Below are 19480 nucleotides of genomic sequence, written 5' to 3'. Positions count from 1 at the left end.
TACGACGGCGGGAGGCCGGCAGCGCGCCGGCCCCGCCGTCAGCCGTCCGGCACCTCCTTCACCCTCAGGAGGTACGAGGCGCACTCCTGATAAGGAGAGCAGGCCGCCGATGCTCCGGCGAATCAGCCGGCCTTGTAATCAAAGAGAAGCTTCGCCGGGAGGGGACCTTCCAGCATCTCAGAAGTGATGCCGTGAACTTCCTGGAGTTTCTCCTTGAACCACACATCGTAGGGATCGTTTGAAGTGGCGAGCGCATGGAAGGCCTTGTCGAGATCTTCCGCTTCATGGAACATACAGACAAAGTCACCCTGCGGCGTCTGCATGTGGCTGACCACTTCCCGGGCAAGCCCAAGTCGCCCACGGGAGCGCCCGTATTCCTCCTTGCCCGGGCCGGTTACCTCCTCGATGAGCGACTTCCACTCGTCCATCTTTCCGGGCAGAATCGGCGCGAACCAGGTGATGCATTCCATGACATGTCCTTCCACGCAGTTGCTCCAGCATTGTTGCGGCGCGGCGTCCGACCTCAGCCGTGCATCTGCATCGTAGTCCTGCGGAAAGGCGCGGTAAAGAGCCATTAGCCGGCGTTCCGTTTGATGCCGTCCGGCAGCAAAATCAGCCCTCTAGCTCCAGGACCAGCTCCACGTCCACGTCATCACCGACGCGGATGCCTGCCGCGGTCCGGATGGCCTTCTTGACCGGAAGCACGTACGAGTGGCCCTTGCTCTCCGGGAAGATCGACGTGGACCAGCTGTTTCCCTCGATCGATGCCATGACCTTCACCGAGCCGAAGCCCTTGCGGAAGGGAGCGGCCTCGTCCCTGATCTCGTCCGCCAGGTCCGGCGGCAGCGTGATGAAGTGCCAGCCGGATGCATCGGGATAGAGCCACAGCTCGCCACGGAACGAGTACGTCGCAGTCACGCTTTGAGTATGGCATCTGCCGGGCTTTCGACAGGATAATCCACCGGCCCAGGCTCAACCACCGGCCACCGCCGAGGCCGTTCCCAGCTGAGGCTCGCCAGCGAAACGGCAAGAACAGACGCCAGGACCAGCGCCGAAGCCGGTGCGGCAACAGCCCACGGGGCCCGCTCCACGTAGTTGATGCCCTCGGCCAGCACCAGCCCCCACCCGGGAGCCGGCGGGCGCGGGCCCAGCCCCAGGAAACCCAGCGCCGCAAGGGCCAGGGCAATGCCGGGAACCTGCAGCATGGCATGCCGGAAGACCGGAGCCAGCACGCCGGGAAGGACATAACGCCACAGGACCCGGATCCTCCCGACCCCCAACACGGGGAGGATCCGGACGTACGGGCGCGCCCTGGCTTCCTGCGCCAGGGCCGCCGTGTGCGCAGCCAGTGGAGCCCAGCTGGCTACCGTCACGGCGATGGCTGCACCGTGGGCGGAAGGCCCGGTGATGACGGCGACGATGAGGCCGGCGAGGATCGGCGGCGCCGCATTCGCCACTTCAATCGGACCTGTTGCCGCCAGGGGAAACAGTCCGATCACCAGGCCGATGGCCAGGCAGGCGAGGGCCACCAGCAGCGCCGTTCCCAGCGTGGCCACGGCGCCGTGGCCGACACGGGCCAGCAGGTCACGGCCGCTGGCATCGGCGCCGAACGGCAAGGCCAGGCTCGGCGCGGCCAGCCGTGCATGTTCGGACACTAACGGATCGCGGACCAGGCCCGCCACCACTATGACCGCCAGCAATCCCGCCGCGACCAGCGGCACCGCAGCCTCCCGCCGTCGGAATATTTCACGACTGCCGGGAGCCGGGACGGTTCCCGAGCGGAGCGCCGGTCCAAGCAGCAAACGGCGGGCCGCGGCGCCGAGGGCGCCGACCAGCACCGCCAGGGCCAGGAGCGCCAGGACCCCGGCCTGAAGCGCCGGGATGTCCTGGGCGCTCGCCGCCCCGAGCACGGCCCTGCCCAGCCCCGGAATCGCAAACACCTTTTCCACTGCCACGGCTTCGCCCGTGAGCCCCACCAGCACCAGGGCAATCTGGCCCGTCACGGACGGCAGGGCACGCCGGAAAACGGCCGCGGTCACCTGCCTGCGGCCGGCGCCTGCCATGGTCCACGTCGCCACCCATTGCTCGGCGAAGGCTGCGCTGACCGCGTCGGCGAGCAGGCGTCCGATCAGGGCGCCCGCCGGCAGGCCCATCGCAAGCGCGGGCAGGACGGCCGATTGGATGCCGTCCCAGCCGTACGGCGGGAACCAGCCCAGCCACACCGCACCGATCACCAGCAGCATCGCCGCGAGCAGGAACTCCGGTACTGCGGTCAGGGCGGCCGCCGCCGCCCCGGAGCCGCGTGCAGGAATGCCGTTGAGGCCGCGGACCACGTCCCGAATGCAGAGGCACGCGGCCATCACCGCGGCGACTGCCACGGCGAAGCCCATCAGGGTGAGCGAAACCGCCAGGCTGGACAGCGTCCCCGGGCCCACCGGGGTGTTGGTGACCCACGAGTTGCCAAGGTCGCCCTGAAGCACACCGCCGGCCCACGCCAGCAGGGTGTGCAGAGGCCCGCGGTCGAGTCCGAGTTCGGCCCGGATCATCGCCAGGGTCTCTTCCGTTGCCTCCCGGTCCGCGTACCGTGCCCGGAGGATGGTGTATTCCGGGCTCTGCCCGGACAGCCACGGCAGGATGCCGATCAGCACCACGACGGCGCCGAGGGCCAGGGTGCGCGATGCCGCCGTTTTCCAGAACGCCGTGTTCCACGACCCAGGGGAGAGCATCAGCGGGAGATTCCCGTGCTGCCGGTGATCAGGGCGCGCTCGCGCGGATCCCGCTCCACTCCGTGAACCCGCGCCGATTCACCCTGGATGACCCGTTCGTGCAGCAGCGGGATGGCAACATCCCTGGCCAGGATCAGGGCCTCGGCAGCAGCGATCGCGGCCCTGCGTTCGGGTCCCGCCGGAATGGCGGCAGCTTTGGCCAGCGCCGCGTCCACCGTGGAATCGCAGAACTGCGGGATGTTGAAGGAGCCCTTGCAGGAGAAGTCGCTGAACATGTACGCCACGGGGTCACCCGAGTCCAGGACGGTGGCGCGGGACAGGATGAACGCGTCGAACTTTCCGGCGAGGGCGTCGGACTCGATGTGGCGGTATTCGCGGACGTCCTGTTCCACAATGAATCCCGCGGCTTCCAGCTGCTGCTCGAGCTGGACGGCGACCTCGGGCAGTTCGGCCCGGTCGGTGAAGGTGCCCAGCGATATCCGGACGCCGTTGACCGGGGCCGCCTTGCTGCGCCCCGCCAGGGTCTCGGCGTAGGACGGATCCTTGCGCTCGTCCGCCGCCCAGGGCAGTGCCGGGCCCAGCAGTCCCTCGGCCTCGTTGGCGCGGCCTTCGTACACGCGCTCAACGATCGCTGCCCGGTCGATCGCCTCCCGGGCGGCTGCGCGGACCGCCGGATCGGCGAACGGCCCCGTCTTGCTGTGGAGATACAGGGTGTTGGTCCGGGGCATGGGAACCTCATGCACCAGCTCCGGGTCGATCTGCGCCACCTGGCCCACGGGAATTGCTTCGACGATGTCCGCATCTCCTGTCCGGAGGGCGGCGGCGCGGGCCGTGCCGTCCGGGACGAACTGGACGTCGACGCCGCTGCTCGCCGCCTTTTCGCCCCAGTACCCGTCGAATCGGTTGAGGGTCGCGGAGCTTGTGCCGTCGACGGCGGTGAGGGCGTACGGTCCCGTACCGGCATTGACCGGATTGACCACGCCGCCCGGCTTGTACGCCGACGCGGCCAGGATGGACAGCTGCGGACTCGAGAGCCGCTGCGGAACCAGCGGATCCTCCGCCTCGGTGGAAACCACGACGGCATTCGCCCCGTCCGCGCGGGCCGTCAACTCAACGCCGTCGAGAATTCGCGGCTTCGGGCTGGCCTGTGCGGCCGCCGTCAGGGACGCCGCCGCCTGCTCAGCCGTCAAGGGAGTGCCGTCATGGAACGTCACTCCTTCGCGCAGCTCGAAACGCCAGTTCTTGCCGTCCAGTTGCTTCCACGCCGTTGACAGTGACGGCTGCGCATCGCCCAGGCCGTCCAAGACCACGAGGGTTTCCGCGGTTTTCCAGCGGGAGAGCTTGAAGGCGTCGTCGCTCAGCGGAGTCAGGCCCGAGCGGGGCGGCTGCAGCATGGCCACCCTGATGCGCTCGCCGGCACCGGTGGCCGCCGGGTCCGAGGCGTTGCTTGCCGAGAAGCAGCCGCTCAGGCTGGCGGCCAGCGCGGTGGCACAGAGTACGGACAGGAGTTTTTTGGAGCGGCGACGGGGCATGGGGTGTTTGTCTTTCTGGCTTGTCGTGGAGCTGATGAGGTGGGTTAGGCGCGTGCGGCGGCGTCCGCCGTCGGCCTGGCCGGTAGGAAGCGTCGGATCCCTGCCGCTGAAGCTGCGGCAAGGAGTGCGGTGAGCAGCCAGGGTGCGGCGGCCGCCGTCGACGGTTGGACAGCCCCTTCGTACAACGGCCCCAGGGCGATGTTGCCGATGAGCACCATCACCCCGCCGCCACTGGCAAGGAGCCCGTAGAAGGCGCCCGTCCGGCGGCCGCCGGCGAACTCCAGGACGAGCCCCATGGCGATCGGCGCCACAAACATGTTGCCAACGCAGAGGGCGGTGACAAGCACGACGGCGGGCAGCACCTTGAGTTCGCCGGCCTGCGGGTACATCGCCAGGGCAGCGACGGCTGCGAACCCTGCGCTCTGGACGGCAAAGCCCGTTGTGAGCGCAGTCCGGGGGGAGAGGCGGCGCGTGAGCTTTGCGACGGGCCACTGCAGGCAGACGGTGAGGACGGACGCGTAGGCGAAGAGGAGACCAAGAGGTGCCGACCCCAGGCCGCTGCGTTCCAGTTCCACCGGCAGGCCGAAATAGAGCTGGTTGTGGGCAAGCAGGTTGACGCTGTAGAAGGCTGCGAACCCGATGAAGCGCTTGTCCTTCAGGCAGTCCCAGAGCTGCGGACGGCCGGCCGTCGCCGGGCTTGGGCGCGATTCCTGCCCTGCGGCGCCGGGACGTGCGGTGACGGGGCGCGTGGCCGGCACCTGGCGCCAGAACACAAGAGCCATCACGGTGAAAATGCCCGCACCGAGGTAGAGGGCTGCGTCGAGGCCGATCCCGAGCAGGAGCACGCCCACCAGAGGGCCTACCACTGCGCCTATTTCGCCGAAGATCACCAGCAGGGCAAAGAGTGTGGGCCGGTTCGCGGCGGCTGGTTTCCGACGTCCTTCCGCCGACCCCATCAGGCTTTCCAATGCCGGGGAAAACAGCGCTCCGCCGATGCCCGTGACGATGGCGGCAAGGAGGAACAGCGGAAAATCAGCGGCAGCGGCAAGGAGCAGGTAACCGGTGACGCGCACCAGGCAGCCGGTGATCATCGCATAGCGCGGCCCCCACAGGTCCGCGATGGCGCCCCCGGCCAGGAACATCCCCTGCTGGGCGAAGGTGCGGGCACCCAGGACGATCCCCACCGCCGTGGCTCCCATGGCGAAGTCTTCGCGCAGGGACACGGCCAGGAACGGGATGACGGAGTAGAAGCCGATGTTGAAGATGAGCTGGCTGGAGAGCAGGAGCCGTGGACTGGCGGTCCGGACGGCCGTGGGTGCGATGGTGGTAGTCATGCGGTTTCGAGCGTCCTGACCGGTCGGGGGATGGATTCAATGAGTTCACGGGTGCGGGGATGCTGCGGAGCGGCGAACAGCTCCGTGGTGGGGCCTTGCTCCACGATCCGGCCGGCCGAGAGCACCATGGTGTGGGGGCACAGGCCGGCGACGGCTGTGAGGTCGTGGGAGACGAACAGGAGGCCCAGCCCGTCGCGGCGGACCAGTTCCTGGAGCAGCGACAGGACCGAGTTCCGCAGCGGGATGTCCAGGCCGCTGACGGGCTCATCGGCGAGCAGGATCTTCGGCTCGGGAACCAGGGCCCGGGCGATGGCGACGCGCTGGTTCTGGCCGCCGGAAAGTTCCGCGGGCTTGCGCCGCAGCATCGCCGCGTCCAGGCCGACTCTGTCCAGCGCTCGCCGGATCATGGCGGGGTGGTGCCCGTCGACACGAAGCTGCCTGAGCGGTTCGGTGAGCAGGTCCGCCACGTTCATTCGGGGATCCAGGCTTCCGGCAGGGTTTTGCGGTACGTACTGCACCAGCTTCCGGTACCAGCGCAGGCCCGACGCGGAGCCGGGAGCGACAGGACGGCCGTCCATTTCCACGTCGCCGGCAGTCGGCTTTTCCAGCGCGAGCAGGGTGCGCAGCAGCGTGGATTTTCCCGCCCCGGAACTGCCCACCAGCCCGATGCTGCTGCCGGACGGTATCGCCAGGGAGACGTCGTCCAGGGCAGGCAGGCCTCGCCGTCCTCGGTCTCTGCCGTGGCCGAGCAGGACGCTGCCGCCGCGCGTGCTGTGGCCGCGGTAACTGTGCGAGAGGTTGCGGGCGGTGAGGACCGGGCCGTTTGCAGCGCTCATGCGGTGAGCTCCATTCCGGCAGGGTGGACTGTACGGGCTGCCTCGACGAGGCGGGCAGTGTAGGGATGCGAGGGCTCCGAGAGCAGGGTGTCCATAGGGCCCTGTTCGACGATGCGGCCGGAAGACAAGACCAGCGCGCGGGTGCACAGGGCCTGCGCCACAGCTAGGTCGTGGGTGATGAGCAACGTGGCATGCCCTGCTGTGGAAGGCCTTGCTAGCACGTCCAGGACCTTGGCCTGGCTCACCATGTCGAGGGCCGTGGTGGGCTCGTCGGCAACCAGGACCTTGGGGTGGCAGGCCAAGGCCAGGGCAATGCAGACCCGTTGCAGCTCCCCTCCCGAAAGCTCCCCGCTGTAACTGGCGAGGACACGGGCAGGATCCCCGATGCCCACGGAGGCGAGCAGCCCGGCGGCGCGTTCGCGTGCCTCCGACGCCGAGTGGCCCTCCCGCCGCAGCGGAATCTCCAGCTGCTTGCCCAGCGGCACCAGCGGATTGAGGGCGGTGGTCGGATCCTGGTGGATCGCCGCGAGCCCTCCCGATCCGGACCCTCCGGACGAGGGCCTGCCGGATCCGCGTCCTGCCGATCTTGGCCGCCGCGGCGCAAGTGGCACATCCGTGCCGTCCAGCTGGAGCTGGCCGGAGACCTCCATCCCGGCGGGGAGCGCCCCGAGCAGGGCGGCGGCAGTCAGCGACTTGCCGGATCCCGAGGCGCCCAGCAATGCAACCTTCTCGCCCGGAGCAAGGGCAAAGTTGAGGCCGTCCACCAAGGGGCGGCGGTGCAGGGACACCGTCAGGCACTGGACCACGAGGGCAGCAGTCATTTCCCAACTTTCATGTGAACGGGCTCGGGCGGGTGAACCTAATCTTATCAAGAATCATTATCAATTAGATCCTTGCGTTATGAAGGTTTGCTGGCGGGCTCGACCGCAGGACCTGCGGCAAGCTCAACGGGTGGGTACCCGCCAGGCTTAACCACAGGGGTCCGGCTGCCTCAACCACCGTTCACACCCCCGCCACCCCCGGTTCATCCGGACCCTCAACGATGAACCCATGACTGCTTTCACCCGCCGAAATGTCCTCAAAGGTGCCCTGGCCGGTGCTGCCGCCGTCGTGCCCGCCGCAACCGCAACCGCGCACGCAACCAGCCCCGCCGGCGTCGCGCTGGTCCGCAGCCGCCTCACCCTCCCGTCCGGCATCGCCACCGGCGATGTCACCGCCGATTCCGGCGTCCTGTGGTCCCGCGCGTCGGGACCCGGCCGGCTGGTGGCCAACCTGCTCGCCGTCGACGAGGACGGTTCCCCGCTCCGCGGCGGCCGCGCCTTCCAGCGGGTCCTGCGGGGGAGCGCCGCCAGTGAAAACACCGACTTCACCTCCCGGATCAACGCCGGGCACCTCCCGGCGGGCACCCGGTTCGCGCTCACCCTGCACTTTGAGGACGCCGACGGCAACGCCGGTGAAACCGCGCAGGGCTCCTTCAGTACCGCCCCGGGCCAGGGCCCGCTCAGCAGCGGCCGCGCACCGCGCAAACAGAGCTTCGTCTGGACCGGCGACACCGCCGGCCAGGGCTGGGGCATCAACGAGGAGATCGGCGGCATGCGCGGCTACGCGGCCATGCACGCCACCAAGCCGGACTTCTTCATCCACTCCGGCGACACCATCTACGCCGACGGCCCCATCGCCGCGCAGGTCACCGAGCCCGGCGGGCAGATCTGGCGCAACCTGGTCACCGAGGAGGTGTCCAAGGTGGCCGAAACCCTCAACGAGTACCGCGGCCGGCACCGCTACAACCTCATGGACCGCAACATCCGCGCCCTGTACGCCGAGGTGCCGGTGATCGCCCAGTGGGACGACCACGAAACCACCAACAACTGGTACCCGGGGGAGATCCTCACCGACCCCCGCTACACCGAACGCCGCGTGGATGTGCTCGCTGCCCGCGGCCGCCAGGCCTGGCAGGAATACCAGCCCGTCGCCGGCCTCAGCACCCGGGCCGGCGACGCCAGCACCGGCTTCGAACCCGCCCGCATCTACCGCAAGATCTCCCGCGGCCCCCAGTTGGACGTCTTCTGCCTGGACATGCGCACCTTCAAGGACCCCAACACCGACGGCAGGGAAACGCACCCCACCCACATCCTCGGCGAGGAGCAGGCGCGCTGGCTCATCCAGGAGGTCAGCAGGTCCAAGGCCACCTGGAAGGTCATCTCCGCCGACCTCCCGCTGGGACTGATCGTCCCCGACGGCCCGGTGAACCAAGAATCCCTGGCCAACCGCGACGCCGGCGCCCCCTTGGGCAAGGAACTCGAGATCGCCGGGGTGCTCTCCGCGTTCAAGCGCAACCGGGTTAAAAACGTCGTCTGGCTGACGGCCGACGTCCACTACTGCGCAGCCCACCACTACTCGCCGGAGCGTGCCGGCTTCACGGACTTCGACCCCTTCTGGGAGTTCGTGGCCGGCCCCATCAACGCCGGCAGCTTCGGCCCCGGCGAGCTGGACGGCACGTTCGGCCCGGAGGTGGCCTTCCACAAGACGGGCGCCTACGCCAACCAGTCCCCGCGCAGCGGCGAGAACCAGTTCTTCGGCCACGTGGACCTGAACGAGGACGACGTCTTCACCGTCAGCCTCCGCAACGCCAACGGCACCGTCCTCTGGAGCAAGGCCCTCCACCCGGAGCGCTAGGCGGGCTCAACCACCGGACGTACGACGGCGGGAGGCCGGCCATCGCTGCCGGCCTCCCGCCGTCATGGTTCCTGCGGTTGTGGTTCTGCCCTCTTGGTTGCGAAACTGCGGTCAGCCCGCGATGTCCACGGCGCGCGACTCGGCGTCGCTGAGCCGGGCGGCGGCCAGGACCTCGAGCGTGTGGACGGCCTCGCTGCCGGGGACCGGCTGGGGTCCCTTGCCGGCAACCGCCAGCGCGAACTGCTCGTAGTAGGCGTGATACGCGCCCTGTTCGGACGGCACGCGGGCTTGGCCCGGCGCCGTCGTGAGCGTTCCCCAGCGGGCCTCATCCTCATAGCCCCACGCGGCCGGATCGTCCGCGGGGCGCCCGCCCGCCATGGCTGCATCGGCCTGTACGTCGGTCTGTTGCGAGACGTAGCTTCCGTCGGAGCCGAGCAGCCGCATTTCCCGTGCGACGACCCGGTTGCTCTTGGTGGCCGACACATGGGACCGCACGCCGTTCCGGTGCGTGATGGTCACGAAGAAGCCGGAGTCGGTGCGGCCGGCGTCCAGGTCCACCAAAATCGAGCGTGGCGTAAACGGTGCCCGCCGGGCCGAAGAGCCACAGCGCCTGGTCCACCAGGTGGCTGCCAAGGTCGCGCAGCAATCCGCCCGCGGGGCCAGCCTCGAGGGGTTCGGGCTGGTCGAAGTCGAAGCGGGACTCGAAGCGCGACACCTGCCCCACCTCGCCGGAGTCCAGCACCGAGCGGAGCGTGCGGATGTCCGTGTCCCAGCGGCGATTGTGGAAGACATTCAGGATGACGCCGGCCTCCGCTGCCGCCTGCACCAGTTCGCGCCCCACTTCGGCGTTCGGGGCGAAGGGCTTGTCCAAGTTTCACAAGAATCTCCTTTGTCCCCAGGGGCCTCTCCCCACGCCGGAGCAGTTTGTCTTTATGTTAGAACAAACTTCGGAGAAATGACATGGCGCAGTCGGGCGGGGGACGCGGGTCCGGCAAAGGAGCGTGTACACCGAGACCCTGTGCGCTGCCTATGCGCAATAAATGCGGTTGAGGTTGCGCACGCCGGCGGGACGCCCTCTCGGTGCGCACTGCGCAACCTGAGCGACACCAGGGTGGGCCCAGCTGGCGTTGCGTTCATCTTTATTCAATCTTGTGCGTTCCTTGCTCATTCTCTGCCGTTGCATTGCATTATTCGTGAAACGCTCAACCAAAGACCAGTTCAGAGAATTCCTGTGGGGACGAATTAGCTAATGTGTTGCGCATCGCAGTTTCATGAAATTATCCAGATTTGTGGCCTGAACTTCCAGGCTTCCGCTCTGTCCCTTTCCAATCAGGTAGTTTTGTGATTACCGTCCTAATACCGGCGCACAATGAGGCCGCAGGCATCGGAGAAACCTTGAGATCCCTGAAGTGTCAGGGACGCCGCCCGGATAGGGTGATTGTGGTGGCAGACAATTGCACCGATGCCACGGAGGACATTGCCCTTAGGGAGGGCGCAGAGGTTCTCTGCACCGAAGGAAATAAAGACAAGAAAGCCGGTGCGCTGAACTTTGCGCTTGGTGGCCTCCTGCCCTCGGCCCAGCCGGAAGACATGATCCTCATTCAGGACGCAGATTCGCAGCTTTCCGATGACTTCATCGAACGGGCCGTGGCCCATTTGCAGCGGGACTCCAGGCTGGGCGCGGTAGGCGGCGTTTTCCGTGGCGGTCACGGCGGCGGATTCGTGGGGCACCTGCAGCGCAATGAATACGCCCGGTACGCCCGTGACGTGAAGCGCCTCAAAGGCAAGTGCCTGGTGGTCACCGGCACGGCAGCCCTGTTCCGCACGCGTACGCTCCGCGATGTCATCGCGGCCAGGTTGGACGGGTCGCTGCCGCCGGGGAATGGCCGCGGCGGGGTGTACGACACCTCCGTCCTGACCGAGGACAACGAGCTCTCGTTTGCCCTGCTGACACTGCGGTACCGGATCAAATCGCCGGCGGACTGCACGCTGGTGACCGAGGTGATGCCGACCTGGCGCGAACTGTGGGCGCAGCGGCTCCGGTGGAAGCGCGGGGCCGTGGAGAACTGCGTGCAGTATGGCTGGACCCGGGTCACGCGCCCGTACTGGGGCCGTCAGGTCCTGGCCGTGGTCGGTGTGTTGGTGACGCTGGCCTACTTCGGCACGGTGGCGTTTGCACTGGGCACGGGGGCCGGGCTGAACATTCAGCCGTTCTGGCTGGCCGTGACCGGTGTCTTCGTGATCGAACGTGTGGTAACGGTGCGGCTGCGGGGATGGAAATACATGCTCGCCGCCGCCACCATGTACGAGCTGGTGATCGACCTGTTTCTGCAGGCGGTCCACGCGAAGGCGTACCTCGACGCAGCCCTCAATAAAAAGAAAGCCTGGTAACAACTATGTATGACAACCCAGCAGCTCCAGCCGCGGCCGGAGTGGGTTCCGGAACACTTGCCATGACCGGTGCGGGTGATATTTTCTGGTTTGCGCTTGCAGCTTTTGCCCTCGTGGCACTGGGACTTGCCATCAAGCGGATTGTTCCCGTTCGGGGCGACAAGTCCTAGGCTGTTCCGCCGCAAGAGCTGAGAAGAGCAACAAAGTGCAGGGCGCCCGGTGATCCGGACGCCCTGCACTTGTGTTAGAGCCCGCGGGCGTCAGGCGACCACGCTGAGGGCGCTGGAGCAGCCGGCGGTGTCGCACACCTTGTAGGTGGTGGTGCCGCGGCCCTTGAAGTTGTTGACGCAGCTGCCCGTGTTGGGCACGGTCTTTTGGATCCCGTTGATCCAGAGCGTCACGTTGGTGCCCGTGGCGCCGGTCCACTTCAGCGTGGTGGTGTTCACGCCCTTGGCTTTAGTGGTGGTTGAGGACAGTTTGATGGCCGACGCCGGCGGGCTCGGCGGTGCGGTGGCCGCGGGGACGAAGGAGAAGTCCCGGACCACCACCGACTCCGGCTTCACGTGGGCGGGATCCCCGCCTCCGCCGCCGGTGACCCACAGGTTGAAGTGGACCTGCTCCTTCGCCGGGACGGGAACGGTGGTTCCCTGCAGGATCGTGCGCTTCAGGAGGGTCCCGGTGAAGCCCTCGCCGGCGTAGGTCTCGAAGGTCAGCTTGCCCGGCTCCCACACCATCCGGTGGGTGGTGATGGGGCTTGCGGTGACATCAAAAACCACCGTGTTGTTGCCTTCACCCGGAGGCTTGGTGGCGTCGAACCAGTACCCGTGGCCCTGGCTGACCGGCCATGATTCGCCGTAGGCGGCACCGCCACCCCAGGCCGATGCCTCGCAGAGGTCGATTTCGTTGTATCCGGGTTCCGCCGTGGGATCGTAAGTGAACAGGCAGCCCCACACCACTTCCTTCTGCAGGAGGCTGAGGTTCTTTTCCACTGTGGTGCTGTAGGTTCCATAGCCGAAGCCCTGGCGGGTGGACTGGAATTCACCGCCAACGGGGGCTTGGCCGGTTGGATTGGCCAGTTTCAGGGTGACGTAGCCGTTGGAGTCGGGATTGCTGACGTTGGCTGCGTCAAAGAGCCTGTTGTACTGCGGGGCCCCGCCCCAGAAGCGCTTTTCCCAATTGAAGCCCTTCCAGGAAAAGCTGCCCGCGGGACCGGGGTCCGGCGGAGTGGTTTCCGCCGCCTGTGCAGAGGGCATGCATGCCAGCATAGCCAGGCCCGCGACCGCCAGCATGGCCAGGGGTCTCAGCGGGCGGGTGGAATGTGAGACTGGTAACCGAAAAGAAGCCATGCAACGCCCCTTAAGTGTTGCTCCCCAGTGAGCAGCTTTGCGCCCCCATTGAGCACACGATGATCATCAGCCACACCTGTAACAAAAGGCAATAGCCCTTCTATATCAATTTTTGAGCAAACCAAAACCTTAAAATGCTCAAGATTCTGCAAAGATCAAGAATTACGCAAATTTGGAGTGCAGCTCGAGATGAAAGGTAATTCCAGAGTGTAGGCTCATATTCAGGGCCTCCGTCGTGTCATTGATAAACCCATCGGGTTGCGTCACGTCAACGAATAGAAAAACGCGAAACACCTTGGATGGTGTGCCGGAGGCCAGGGCCGGAGTGTGTACACAAGCGTGCGTCTGTCTCGGACGTGAGCCCGCTCCACCGGGGGATTATCCACCGTTCAGCACAACAATCGGCAGTGAATAATCTCTTGGGGGGACGGATGGTGGACCGGGGCATAGCAGTTGTTGTCGAAGACGACGACGACATAAGGACGTCTCTCAAGGAGACTCTCCAGCAGTCCGGGTTTGCCGTGTTCGAAACGTCTTCGGGACTGGAAGGCGTGGAGGCCGTGCGGGAACATGACCCGGACATTGTCACCATGGATGTAGGCCTTCCGGACTTCGACGGAATCGAGGCCTCCCGCCGGATCCGGACTTTCAGTAACGCCTACCTAATCATGGTCACAGGCCGCATGGACGAAGCCGATGCGCTGATGGGCTTCGAGGCTGGCGCGGACGACTACCTCATCAAGCCATTCCGTCCGAGGGAATTGCGCGCCCGCATCGCCGCGATGCTGAGGCGTCCGCGGTTGCTGGGTTCCACCTTCGGAGAAAGGGTTGCGGGGCCCCCTTCCCGGCCCGGAAGACTCCCTACGGCTCCAGTAGTGTCCGCGGTCGACACTCCGCCCCAGAACGCCAGCGCTGTGGTGCTGTGCGATTTTGAGCACCGGGGCCTGACGATCCACGAAGCTTCGCGTGCAGCCGCCATCCACGGGTTGCCGGTAAACCTGACCCGTACGCAGTTCGACCTGCTTCTGGTCCTGATGGAGAACGGCCGCATGGTGCAGACGAAGGCGGACCTGGTCCGCCGGTTGCGGAACGAGCCTTACAACACCGGCTCGTTCGTCAGCGACGGCGAGGAGCGCGCCGTCCAAGTCCATCTGGGGAACCTGCGCAAGCGGCTGGGGGACAGTTCGCATTCGCCGCGCTGGATTGAAACGGTGCGCGGCGTGGGATATCGGCTCGCGCCGTAGCCAACGCTGCCGACGTTGGAAGGAGCACGCGGGCAGGGACAAGGCGGAGCCGAAAACTACGACGTTGCGGTGCGCGCCTTCTTGGCCGTGAGCAGCAGGTACTCCCACTCCATCTGCGCCGTGGTGTCGCCGTGGGCTTCGAGGAAGGTGTCGGCCAGCTCCGTGAGGGCCTTGTCCAGGGCGCTGGCCTTGTCCGCGTCTTCGCCAAGGAACTTGTACACGGAGATCGTCGGGCCGTAGTGGGACTTGAAGTAGTGCAGGAAGTCCTCCGGGTGGTGGAAGCTGGTGATTGCCACCGTTCTCTTTTCGGCTTTGACGTCCGTGACGTTGCTGCCGAGGAGCTCGCGGACGTGGTCCTCGCTGCCCCAGAGCGGCGGCGGCTGTGCGCCGGGCGGCGGCGGGGGAGCGAACGGCTTCATGGTGGCGAACATCTTTCCGATGAACCCTTCGGGCGTCCAGCTCAGCAGGCCGATGGTGCCGCCAGGCTTGCAGACCCGCACCAGCTCGTCCGCGCCGGCCTGATGGTGCGGCGCAAACATCACGCCCAGGCAGGACATCACCGCATCGAACTCGTTGTCCTCGAACGGGAGCGCCTCGGCGTCCCCTTCCTGCCAGTCCAGCTCAACACCGCGATCGGCTGCCTGCCGGCGGCCGGCGTCGAACATTTCCGGCGTGAGGTCGCTGGCGATGACGTCCGCGTTCATCATGGCGGCCGGGATTGCCGCGTTGCCTGCACCGGCGGCCACATCCAGCACGCGCTGGCGGGGCCTGATGCCGCACGCGTCAACGAGGATGGCGCCGAGGTCTGAAACCAGTTCGCTGGCGAGGGCCGGGTAGTCGCCCTGCGCCCACATGGCACGGTGCTTTTGCTTCAGTGCCCGGTCCGCCTCGGTTGCTTCGGTCTTGTCGTTCATGGTGGCACCCCTCTGCTGTGGCAGGTTCTGAGTGACAGCGCGCTGTGAGCCCAGTGGAGGCTGTGGTGTGAGTCATTTTGGCCGCGGACCGGACGGATGTAAAGGTGCCGGGGCTACCTGCGCCACCCCGCTAAGGAGAGGACGACGGCGGGGCGTTTCGATACCGGCCAGTAGATTTCCGTGCTAGCACGGAAGTGCGGGAGGGGTGCCCGGATCCACTATGGATACATCGGAACGCAGGGAGAATCCCGGCGGATCCGGAGCCCCGGAACTGCCGGGCAGAGCACCCCACCCACACCGCATCTTTCCCCCTCAGGAGCAATTCCATGCCCAACGCACCAACCACCAAGAAGTCCCGTCCATCCCGCCGCGGCAAGGCCGCCGTGGTCGCAGCCCTCGGGCTTGGCATGGTCGCGGCGCCTTTCGCCCTGGCCGCACCGGCCCAGGCGGCCGGCACCAATTGCTCGGTCACACCGCTCAAGCCCGTGTTCGCCGGCCACAACTCCTCCGGTGTGAAGTTGGTGGACTACCGGATCCAGGTCCATTGCAACACCGACCGCTACATCAACATCACCCAGGAGCGCTGGGAGGAAGACGACTGGCCCAACGGTGACGACCACCTGGGCACCTCGTACTTCAGCCGCCACCTGAACCAGTACAGCGGAACCGTGACCATCTCCAACGTCCGCACCCTGGTGAACGGCGAGATCGGCAACGAGGAGGTCTACCACAAGGTTCGCTTCCAGGAAGGCAGCAACGGCGTCTGGTCGCCGTACACCGGCTGGTACTACAGCGGCGTCACGTCAATGTCCGACTGACGCCCTCCGCAGGGAGCCGCTGAGCCCGGCTCCCGAAACGCCCAAGGCCCGGATCCCCCATTCGGGCCTTGGGTTTCCTAATGTGGGGCCCTTGGCAGGCCTCGGGACCTGCTGCGTCGAAAAGTGCGGGAGACTGGAAGTAACCACCCACGAAAGCGAACCACACTTTGATTAATCTCCAGCAGGATGCCGATGGCTATGTCCGGATGAACCGGCACTTCCCGGAAAGCGTCCTTATTAGTGTCACCTTTGCCGACGGCACCACGGAGGAACTCTCCGGCCGCAGGCTCAACAGGGCCTACGACGAGGCCCTGGCCGAATACCGGGCGCAGAACCACCTGGACGCGAAAGGATTCTCGCGGTCTCCGACGAAGAAGACCAGCCCGGGAAACAAGATCGACTTCGTGCCCGTCCACCCCGGCATGGGTGACTGACCGCTCCATCACGAGGAAGACTGACCGGAATGACCACTAGCGAAAACAGCAGCGTGCTCGATCCGCTGCTGTATCCGTGGGATCCGCCCGAAGCCTCAGGTGTGATGGACGGCGACGGTTTCCTGCCCCTCGAACTGGCAGCAGGCCTGGATCAGGCGCTCGCGGAAGCCGACGCGGCTCCGCTCGGGTCCCGCTCCCTGGTGGTCTCCATCGGCTCAAATTCCAGTGCCGACGTGATGCGGAGAAAGTTCGCCAACTACCACCGGCCGGTCAGCAATGTCCTGCCACTGGTCCGTGGCCAGCTCCACAACATCGCCGTCGGCCACTCCGCGCACGTGAGCCGGGCCGGCTACATCGCGGCCGCTCCGTACCCGCTGATGGGGGAGTGCACTCCGGTCTGGGTGTCGTGGCTCGACGAGCGCCAGCTGATGGCACTGGACGAAACGGAGCCCAACTACCGGCGGATCCAGCTCGACGGCGGAGCCTGCCCCCTCGCAGTGGGCCATGGCGAACCTGCCGAGGACTTTTCGCTGTTCACCTCCCGCTGGGGCGTTCTGAGCGACGGCGACGGCGGGAAGCTTCCGTTCCTGGACCAGCCGGCTCTCTTCGCGCTGCTTGCCGGCATTGCTGCAGGGGATTCCGTGGAGGACGGGGAATCCGTGTTCGACGGACCGCCGGAACAGGTCATAGAGCAGCTCGGACTGCCGTCGGTCCAGGCCTGGGCCAAGGACTGGTTCAGCGTTGCCGGGCTGGCCACTCCGGTGCACTTTGACGGGTTCTGCGCGGAGTAGTTTCCGCGGCTAACCGGCTTGACCCACTGTGCGCTTCAGCGTGCAGGTTCACCGTGCCGCTTCACCGTGCCGCGATGTGCTCCGCAATGTACTTGGCGTCGCGCCCCACCCCGGCCATAATCGATGAGCCGTGCCCGGTCAGCCACGGCAGCCCGACCGCGTAGAGTCCCGGGTGTTCGGTGACACCGCGCTGGTGCCGGGGGTAGTTCCACTCGTCCAGCACCGGGATGTCCAGAATGCTGAAGTCCAGCCTGTACCCGGTGGCCCAGAGGACTGACGTGATGTTCGCGGCGTCGAGGTTCAGCCGCGCCGGTTCCGACGGAAGCCAGTCGTCCTTGCGCGGCGGTTCCGCTTCCGGCGCTGACAGGCCCGCAGCGGCAATGTAGGCATCGAACATCGGCCGCATGCGCTGGTAGAACGTGCGCTCCACCACGCCCAAGCGCTCCCGAAGGTCGTCGCTGAAGACGAGTTCGCCGTCGTCGGCTGCTTCCAAATGGCCGTGCAGCCGGACGCCGCGGCGGCCGAGGTCCCGCAGGTGGATGTCGTGGCCGCCATCGGCGCCGGATACCAGCGGGTTGCACATGAACCGAGCCGCGGGGGAGGGCAGCTGCCCCGCGGTGAGGCCGTTGAGCCCGTACTCGGGGCCGAACTGGGCGACCTGCATCATCCAAAACAGGAGGTCCTGGCCGCGGTACCGGCGCGGCGCTTCCGGGCAGGTGGACACCGCCAGGTGGATTTCCCGCCCGACGGCGAGCAGCTCCTCCGCGATCTGGCCGCCGGACTGGCCGGTCCCCACAATCAGGACGGCCCCGTCGGGCAGCTGTTCGGGGTTGCGGTAGCCGTCGGTGTGCAGCTGCAGGATGTGGCCCGGCAGCTTTGCGGACAGCGCGGGGATTTTCGGTTTCTGGTAGCCGCCCGTGGCCAGCACCACGTTCCGTGCCTGCCAGCTGCCTTGGGTGGTGTCAACGTTGAAGCCGCCGTCCGTGGGCACGATGCGGCTGACATCCGTAGCTGTCCGGACCGGTGCCCCGATGGTCTCGGCATAATGCCGCATGTAATCCACGACGTCTGCGCGCGGCATAAAGGCCTCCGGAACCGGTCCGTCATAGGAACCGCCGGGCAGCGCGAGCGAGAAGTTCGGCGTGTTCAGGACGAACGCGTCCCAGCGGTCCTGCCACGCACCGCCCAGCGCCGGGCGCCGTTCCAGCAACAGATGTTCGACGCCGGTTTGGCTCAGCCAGTAGCTCGTGGCGAGGCCTGCCTGCCCGGCTCCGACCACAAGGGTGTCCATGGCACTCGAGTGGCCGGCGGGCGTTACCGGGAGCGGGTCAGCGGAGAGCCGCATGGTCCACGATTTCGGCGCGGTTCCAGTGCTCACGCAGCAGCGAGGCAAGGCGTTCGGGTTCGATCCGGTGCGGGGGATCGAAGTGGTGGCGCGCTTCGAAGACCTCGAGGCGGTAGTCGGGGAACACCACGGACAACCGGGAGCCAGTCTCCCCGAAATGGTCGGGATTGCTAAGACCGCCCAGGACGTAGAGCACCGGCCGGTCGAAGTTGGCCAACCGTGCACGGTCCAGATCGTAGCTCCTGAACGTCTTCAGGAACGCCAGGATTCCCGCGGGACGCCTGGCCATCCACTGCGGAGGATCACCTGCCGGCGGCGGAAGGACGACGTCGGGCTTGACTGCCAGCCGCATGAACGCCGGCATGAACTTCCCGGCCGGCAGGGCCTCCAGCGCGTCATGTTCCGCCCACATCCGGGCATGGGCAGGACTCCAATCCCAGGTCCCAGCCCAGGCCGGCTCAAACAGGGACAAGCTCAACAAGCGATCAGGACGTCTGGCGGCGAAGGCCAGCGCCGCTGCGCCCCCGCCGGAATACCCCGCAAGATGGAATGTTTCCCATCCCCGGGCGTCGGCTTCGCGCAGTACACCCTCTATCTCAGTGTCCAGACTCCAGCCCGGCGGGGGAACCTCGCCGGCGTAGAGCTCAAGGTCCTTGGCTGCGGCGTCCACGTCCGGTCCCAGGGCCTCAACCAACGCCCCGTACGCAAGCGGCGCCGAAAGAACTGCACCCGGAAGAAGCGTGGCCCGAATCGGTCCCATGGAAAAACCATACGCCCGGCCCTGCAGGATTCAAGGGGTGTCTCCCCAACCGGATGGGGGTGCGTGAACCAGGAGGGATGGCATGCCCAACTAGGTAGCAGCAGATGTCGTTCTGGGCCATCAAAACGACATCTGCTGCTACTTACATGGGGATCTGCACGGGCGGCCGCCGGGTGTGACGGGCTCCACAAGAAGCCATTTCGGCGGAATTCGGGGACGGAGACGGACTGGAGAGTCCGCAGCCCGCGCCGTTCCGGGGATTTTGGCGGCTGGGGGACACCCCGATCGGCCCGGTTTGCGCACGGTCTAAAGCCCGTGTAAAGTAATTCGAGT

The 19480-nt window shown here is 66.6% G+C and carries 19 protein-coding genes and 1 pseudogene; 7 read left to right on the top strand and 13 right to left on the bottom strand.

Translation table 11 applies throughout. The features are described 5' to 3' along the window. Positions 1 to 122: 122 nt before the first annotated feature. From J7I79_RS00095 to J7I79_RS00065, 7 genes are read right to left on the bottom strand one after another with little or no spacing between them, the layout of a single operon-like run. Positions 123 to 575, bottom strand: a complete 453-nt coding sequence (locus J7I79_RS00095) for a hypothetical protein (protein ID WP_251042207.1) — start codon at positions 573 to 575, stop codon at positions 123 to 125. Positions 576 to 612: 37 nt separating this feature from the next. Continuing rightward, entirely contained in the window at positions 613 to 918 is a 306-nt protein-coding gene (locus tag J7I79_RS00090; protein WP_214948773.1) for a DUF1905 domain-containing protein, read from the bottom strand. Then, positions 915 to 2726: an ABC transporter permease subunit gene (locus J7I79_RS00085; RefSeq protein ID WP_214948771.1), complete on the bottom strand. Its 1812-nt coding sequence runs from the start codon at positions 2724 to 2726 to the stop codon at positions 915 to 917. Before J7I79_RS00085 ends, J7I79_RS00090 begins: the two co-directional genes overlap by 4 nt. Next, positions 2726 to 4258, bottom strand: a complete 1533-nt coding sequence (locus J7I79_RS00080) for an ABC transporter substrate-binding protein (protein ID WP_214948769.1) — start codon at positions 4256 to 4258, stop codon at positions 2726 to 2728. Before J7I79_RS00080 ends, J7I79_RS00085 begins: the two co-directional genes overlap by 1 nt. A 44-nt stretch (positions 4259 to 4302) precedes the next feature. Further along, on the bottom strand, positions 4303 to 5592 hold the full coding sequence (locus tag J7I79_RS00075) for an MFS transporter (RefSeq protein ID WP_214948768.1): 1290 nt from the start codon (positions 5590 to 5592) through the stop codon (positions 4303 to 4305). Continuing rightward, the gene (locus J7I79_RS00070; RefSeq protein ID WP_214948766.1) at positions 5589 to 6428 is read right to left on the bottom strand and encodes an ABC transporter ATP-binding protein; all 840 of its coding nucleotides are present in this window, start codon (positions 6426 to 6428) and stop codon (positions 5589 to 5591) included. Before J7I79_RS00070 ends, J7I79_RS00075 begins: the two co-directional genes overlap by 4 nt. Further along, positions 6425 to 7249: an ATP-binding cassette domain-containing protein gene (locus J7I79_RS00065; RefSeq protein ID WP_214948764.1), complete on the bottom strand. Its 825-nt coding sequence runs from the start codon at positions 7247 to 7249 to the stop codon at positions 6425 to 6427. Before J7I79_RS00065 ends, J7I79_RS00070 begins: the two co-directional genes overlap by 4 nt. A gap of 229 nt (positions 7250 to 7478) precedes the next feature. On the opposite strand from J7I79_RS00065, the gene J7I79_RS00060 reads away from it, so the two are divergent. Then, the gene (locus J7I79_RS00060; RefSeq protein WP_214948757.1) at positions 7479 to 9104 is read left to right on the top strand and encodes an alkaline phosphatase; all 1626 of its coding nucleotides are present in this window, start codon (positions 7479 to 7481) and stop codon (positions 9102 to 9104) included. A 111-nt stretch (positions 9105 to 9215) separates the two neighbouring features. Here the strand turns inward: J7I79_RS00060 and J7I79_RS24055 are convergent, their stop codons facing one another. Next, entirely contained in the window at positions 9216 to 9662 is a 447-nt protein-coding gene (locus tag J7I79_RS24055) for a Gfo/Idh/MocA family oxidoreductase (RefSeq protein ID WP_311380479.1), read from the bottom strand. Positions 9663 to 9723: 61 nt separating this feature from the next. Beyond that, positions 9724 to 9819: pseudogene (locus tag J7I79_RS24845) on the bottom strand (hypothetical protein); the annotation flags it as partial. A 626-nt stretch (positions 9820 to 10445) separates the two neighbouring features. Between J7I79_RS24845 and J7I79_RS00050 the strand changes: the two are divergent. Further along, a complete protein-coding gene (locus J7I79_RS00050) occupies positions 10446 to 11495 on the top strand; it encodes a glycosyltransferase family 2 protein (RefSeq protein WP_214948755.1) in 1050 nt (349 codons plus the stop codon). Positions 11496 to 11500: 5 nt separating this feature from the next. Beyond that, the gene (locus J7I79_RS00045) at positions 11501 to 11665 is read left to right on the top strand and encodes a hypothetical protein (RefSeq protein ID WP_214948754.1); all 165 of its coding nucleotides are present in this window, start codon (positions 11501 to 11503) and stop codon (positions 11663 to 11665) included. 90 nt (positions 11666 to 11755) lie between these two features. On the opposite strand, the gene J7I79_RS00040 is transcribed toward J7I79_RS00045, so the two are convergent. Then, on the bottom strand, positions 11756 to 12748 hold the full coding sequence (locus J7I79_RS00040; RefSeq protein WP_251042205.1) for a hypothetical protein: 993 nt from the start codon (positions 12746 to 12748) through the stop codon (positions 11756 to 11758). A 524-nt stretch (positions 12749 to 13272) separates the two neighbouring features. Between J7I79_RS00040 and J7I79_RS00035 the strand changes: the two genes are divergently transcribed. After that, positions 13273 to 14085, top strand: a complete 813-nt coding sequence (locus J7I79_RS00035) for a response regulator transcription factor (protein WP_214948887.1) — start codon at positions 13273 to 13275, stop codon at positions 14083 to 14085. Positions 14086 to 14141: 56 nt separating this feature from the next. Here the strand turns inward: J7I79_RS00035 and J7I79_RS00030 are convergent, their stop codons facing one another. Beyond that, positions 14142 to 14999, bottom strand: a complete 858-nt coding sequence (locus J7I79_RS00030; protein ID WP_214948752.1) for a class I SAM-dependent methyltransferase — start codon at positions 14997 to 14999, stop codon at positions 14142 to 14144. 326 nt (positions 15000 to 15325) lie between these two features. Here J7I79_RS00030 and J7I79_RS00025 point away from each other — a divergent pair, with 326 nt between their 5' ends. The 3 genes from J7I79_RS00025 (at position 15326) to J7I79_RS00015 (ending at position 17042) form a co-directional block, all read left to right on the top strand. Continuing rightward, entirely contained in the window at positions 15326 to 15817 is a 492-nt protein-coding gene (locus tag J7I79_RS00025) for a hypothetical protein (protein WP_214948750.1), read from the top strand. A 167-nt stretch (positions 15818 to 15984) separates the two neighbouring features. Then, positions 15985 to 16251 (top strand): hypothetical protein, encoded by a 267-nt coding sequence (locus J7I79_RS00020; RefSeq protein ID WP_214948748.1) that lies wholly within the window; start codon positions 15985 to 15987, stop codon positions 16249 to 16251. Positions 16252 to 16280: 29 nt separating this feature from the next. Then, the gene (locus tag J7I79_RS00015) at positions 16281 to 17042 is read left to right on the top strand and encodes a hypothetical protein (protein WP_214948745.1); all 762 of its coding nucleotides are present in this window, start codon (positions 16281 to 16283) and stop codon (positions 17040 to 17042) included. 61 nt (positions 17043 to 17103) lie between these two features. On the opposite strand, the gene J7I79_RS00010 is transcribed toward J7I79_RS00015, so the two are convergent. Then, complete coding sequence (locus J7I79_RS00010) at positions 17104 to 18333, bottom strand: NAD(P)/FAD-dependent oxidoreductase (RefSeq protein WP_214948880.1); 1230 nt, start codon at positions 18331 to 18333, stop codon at positions 17104 to 17106. Positions 18334 to 18370: 37 nt separating this feature from the next. Continuing rightward, entirely contained in the window at positions 18371 to 19147 is a 777-nt protein-coding gene (locus J7I79_RS00005; protein ID WP_214948743.1) for an alpha/beta hydrolase, read from the bottom strand. Between the last annotated feature and the right edge of the window lie 333 nt (positions 19148 to 19480).

The organism is Arthrobacter sp. ISL-69 (genome assembly GCF_018613775.1).
Taxonomy (GTDB): domain Bacteria; phylum Actinomycetota; class Actinomycetes; order Actinomycetales; family Micrococcaceae; genus Arthrobacter.
This window is presented reverse-complemented; position numbering and strand designations above follow the sequence as displayed.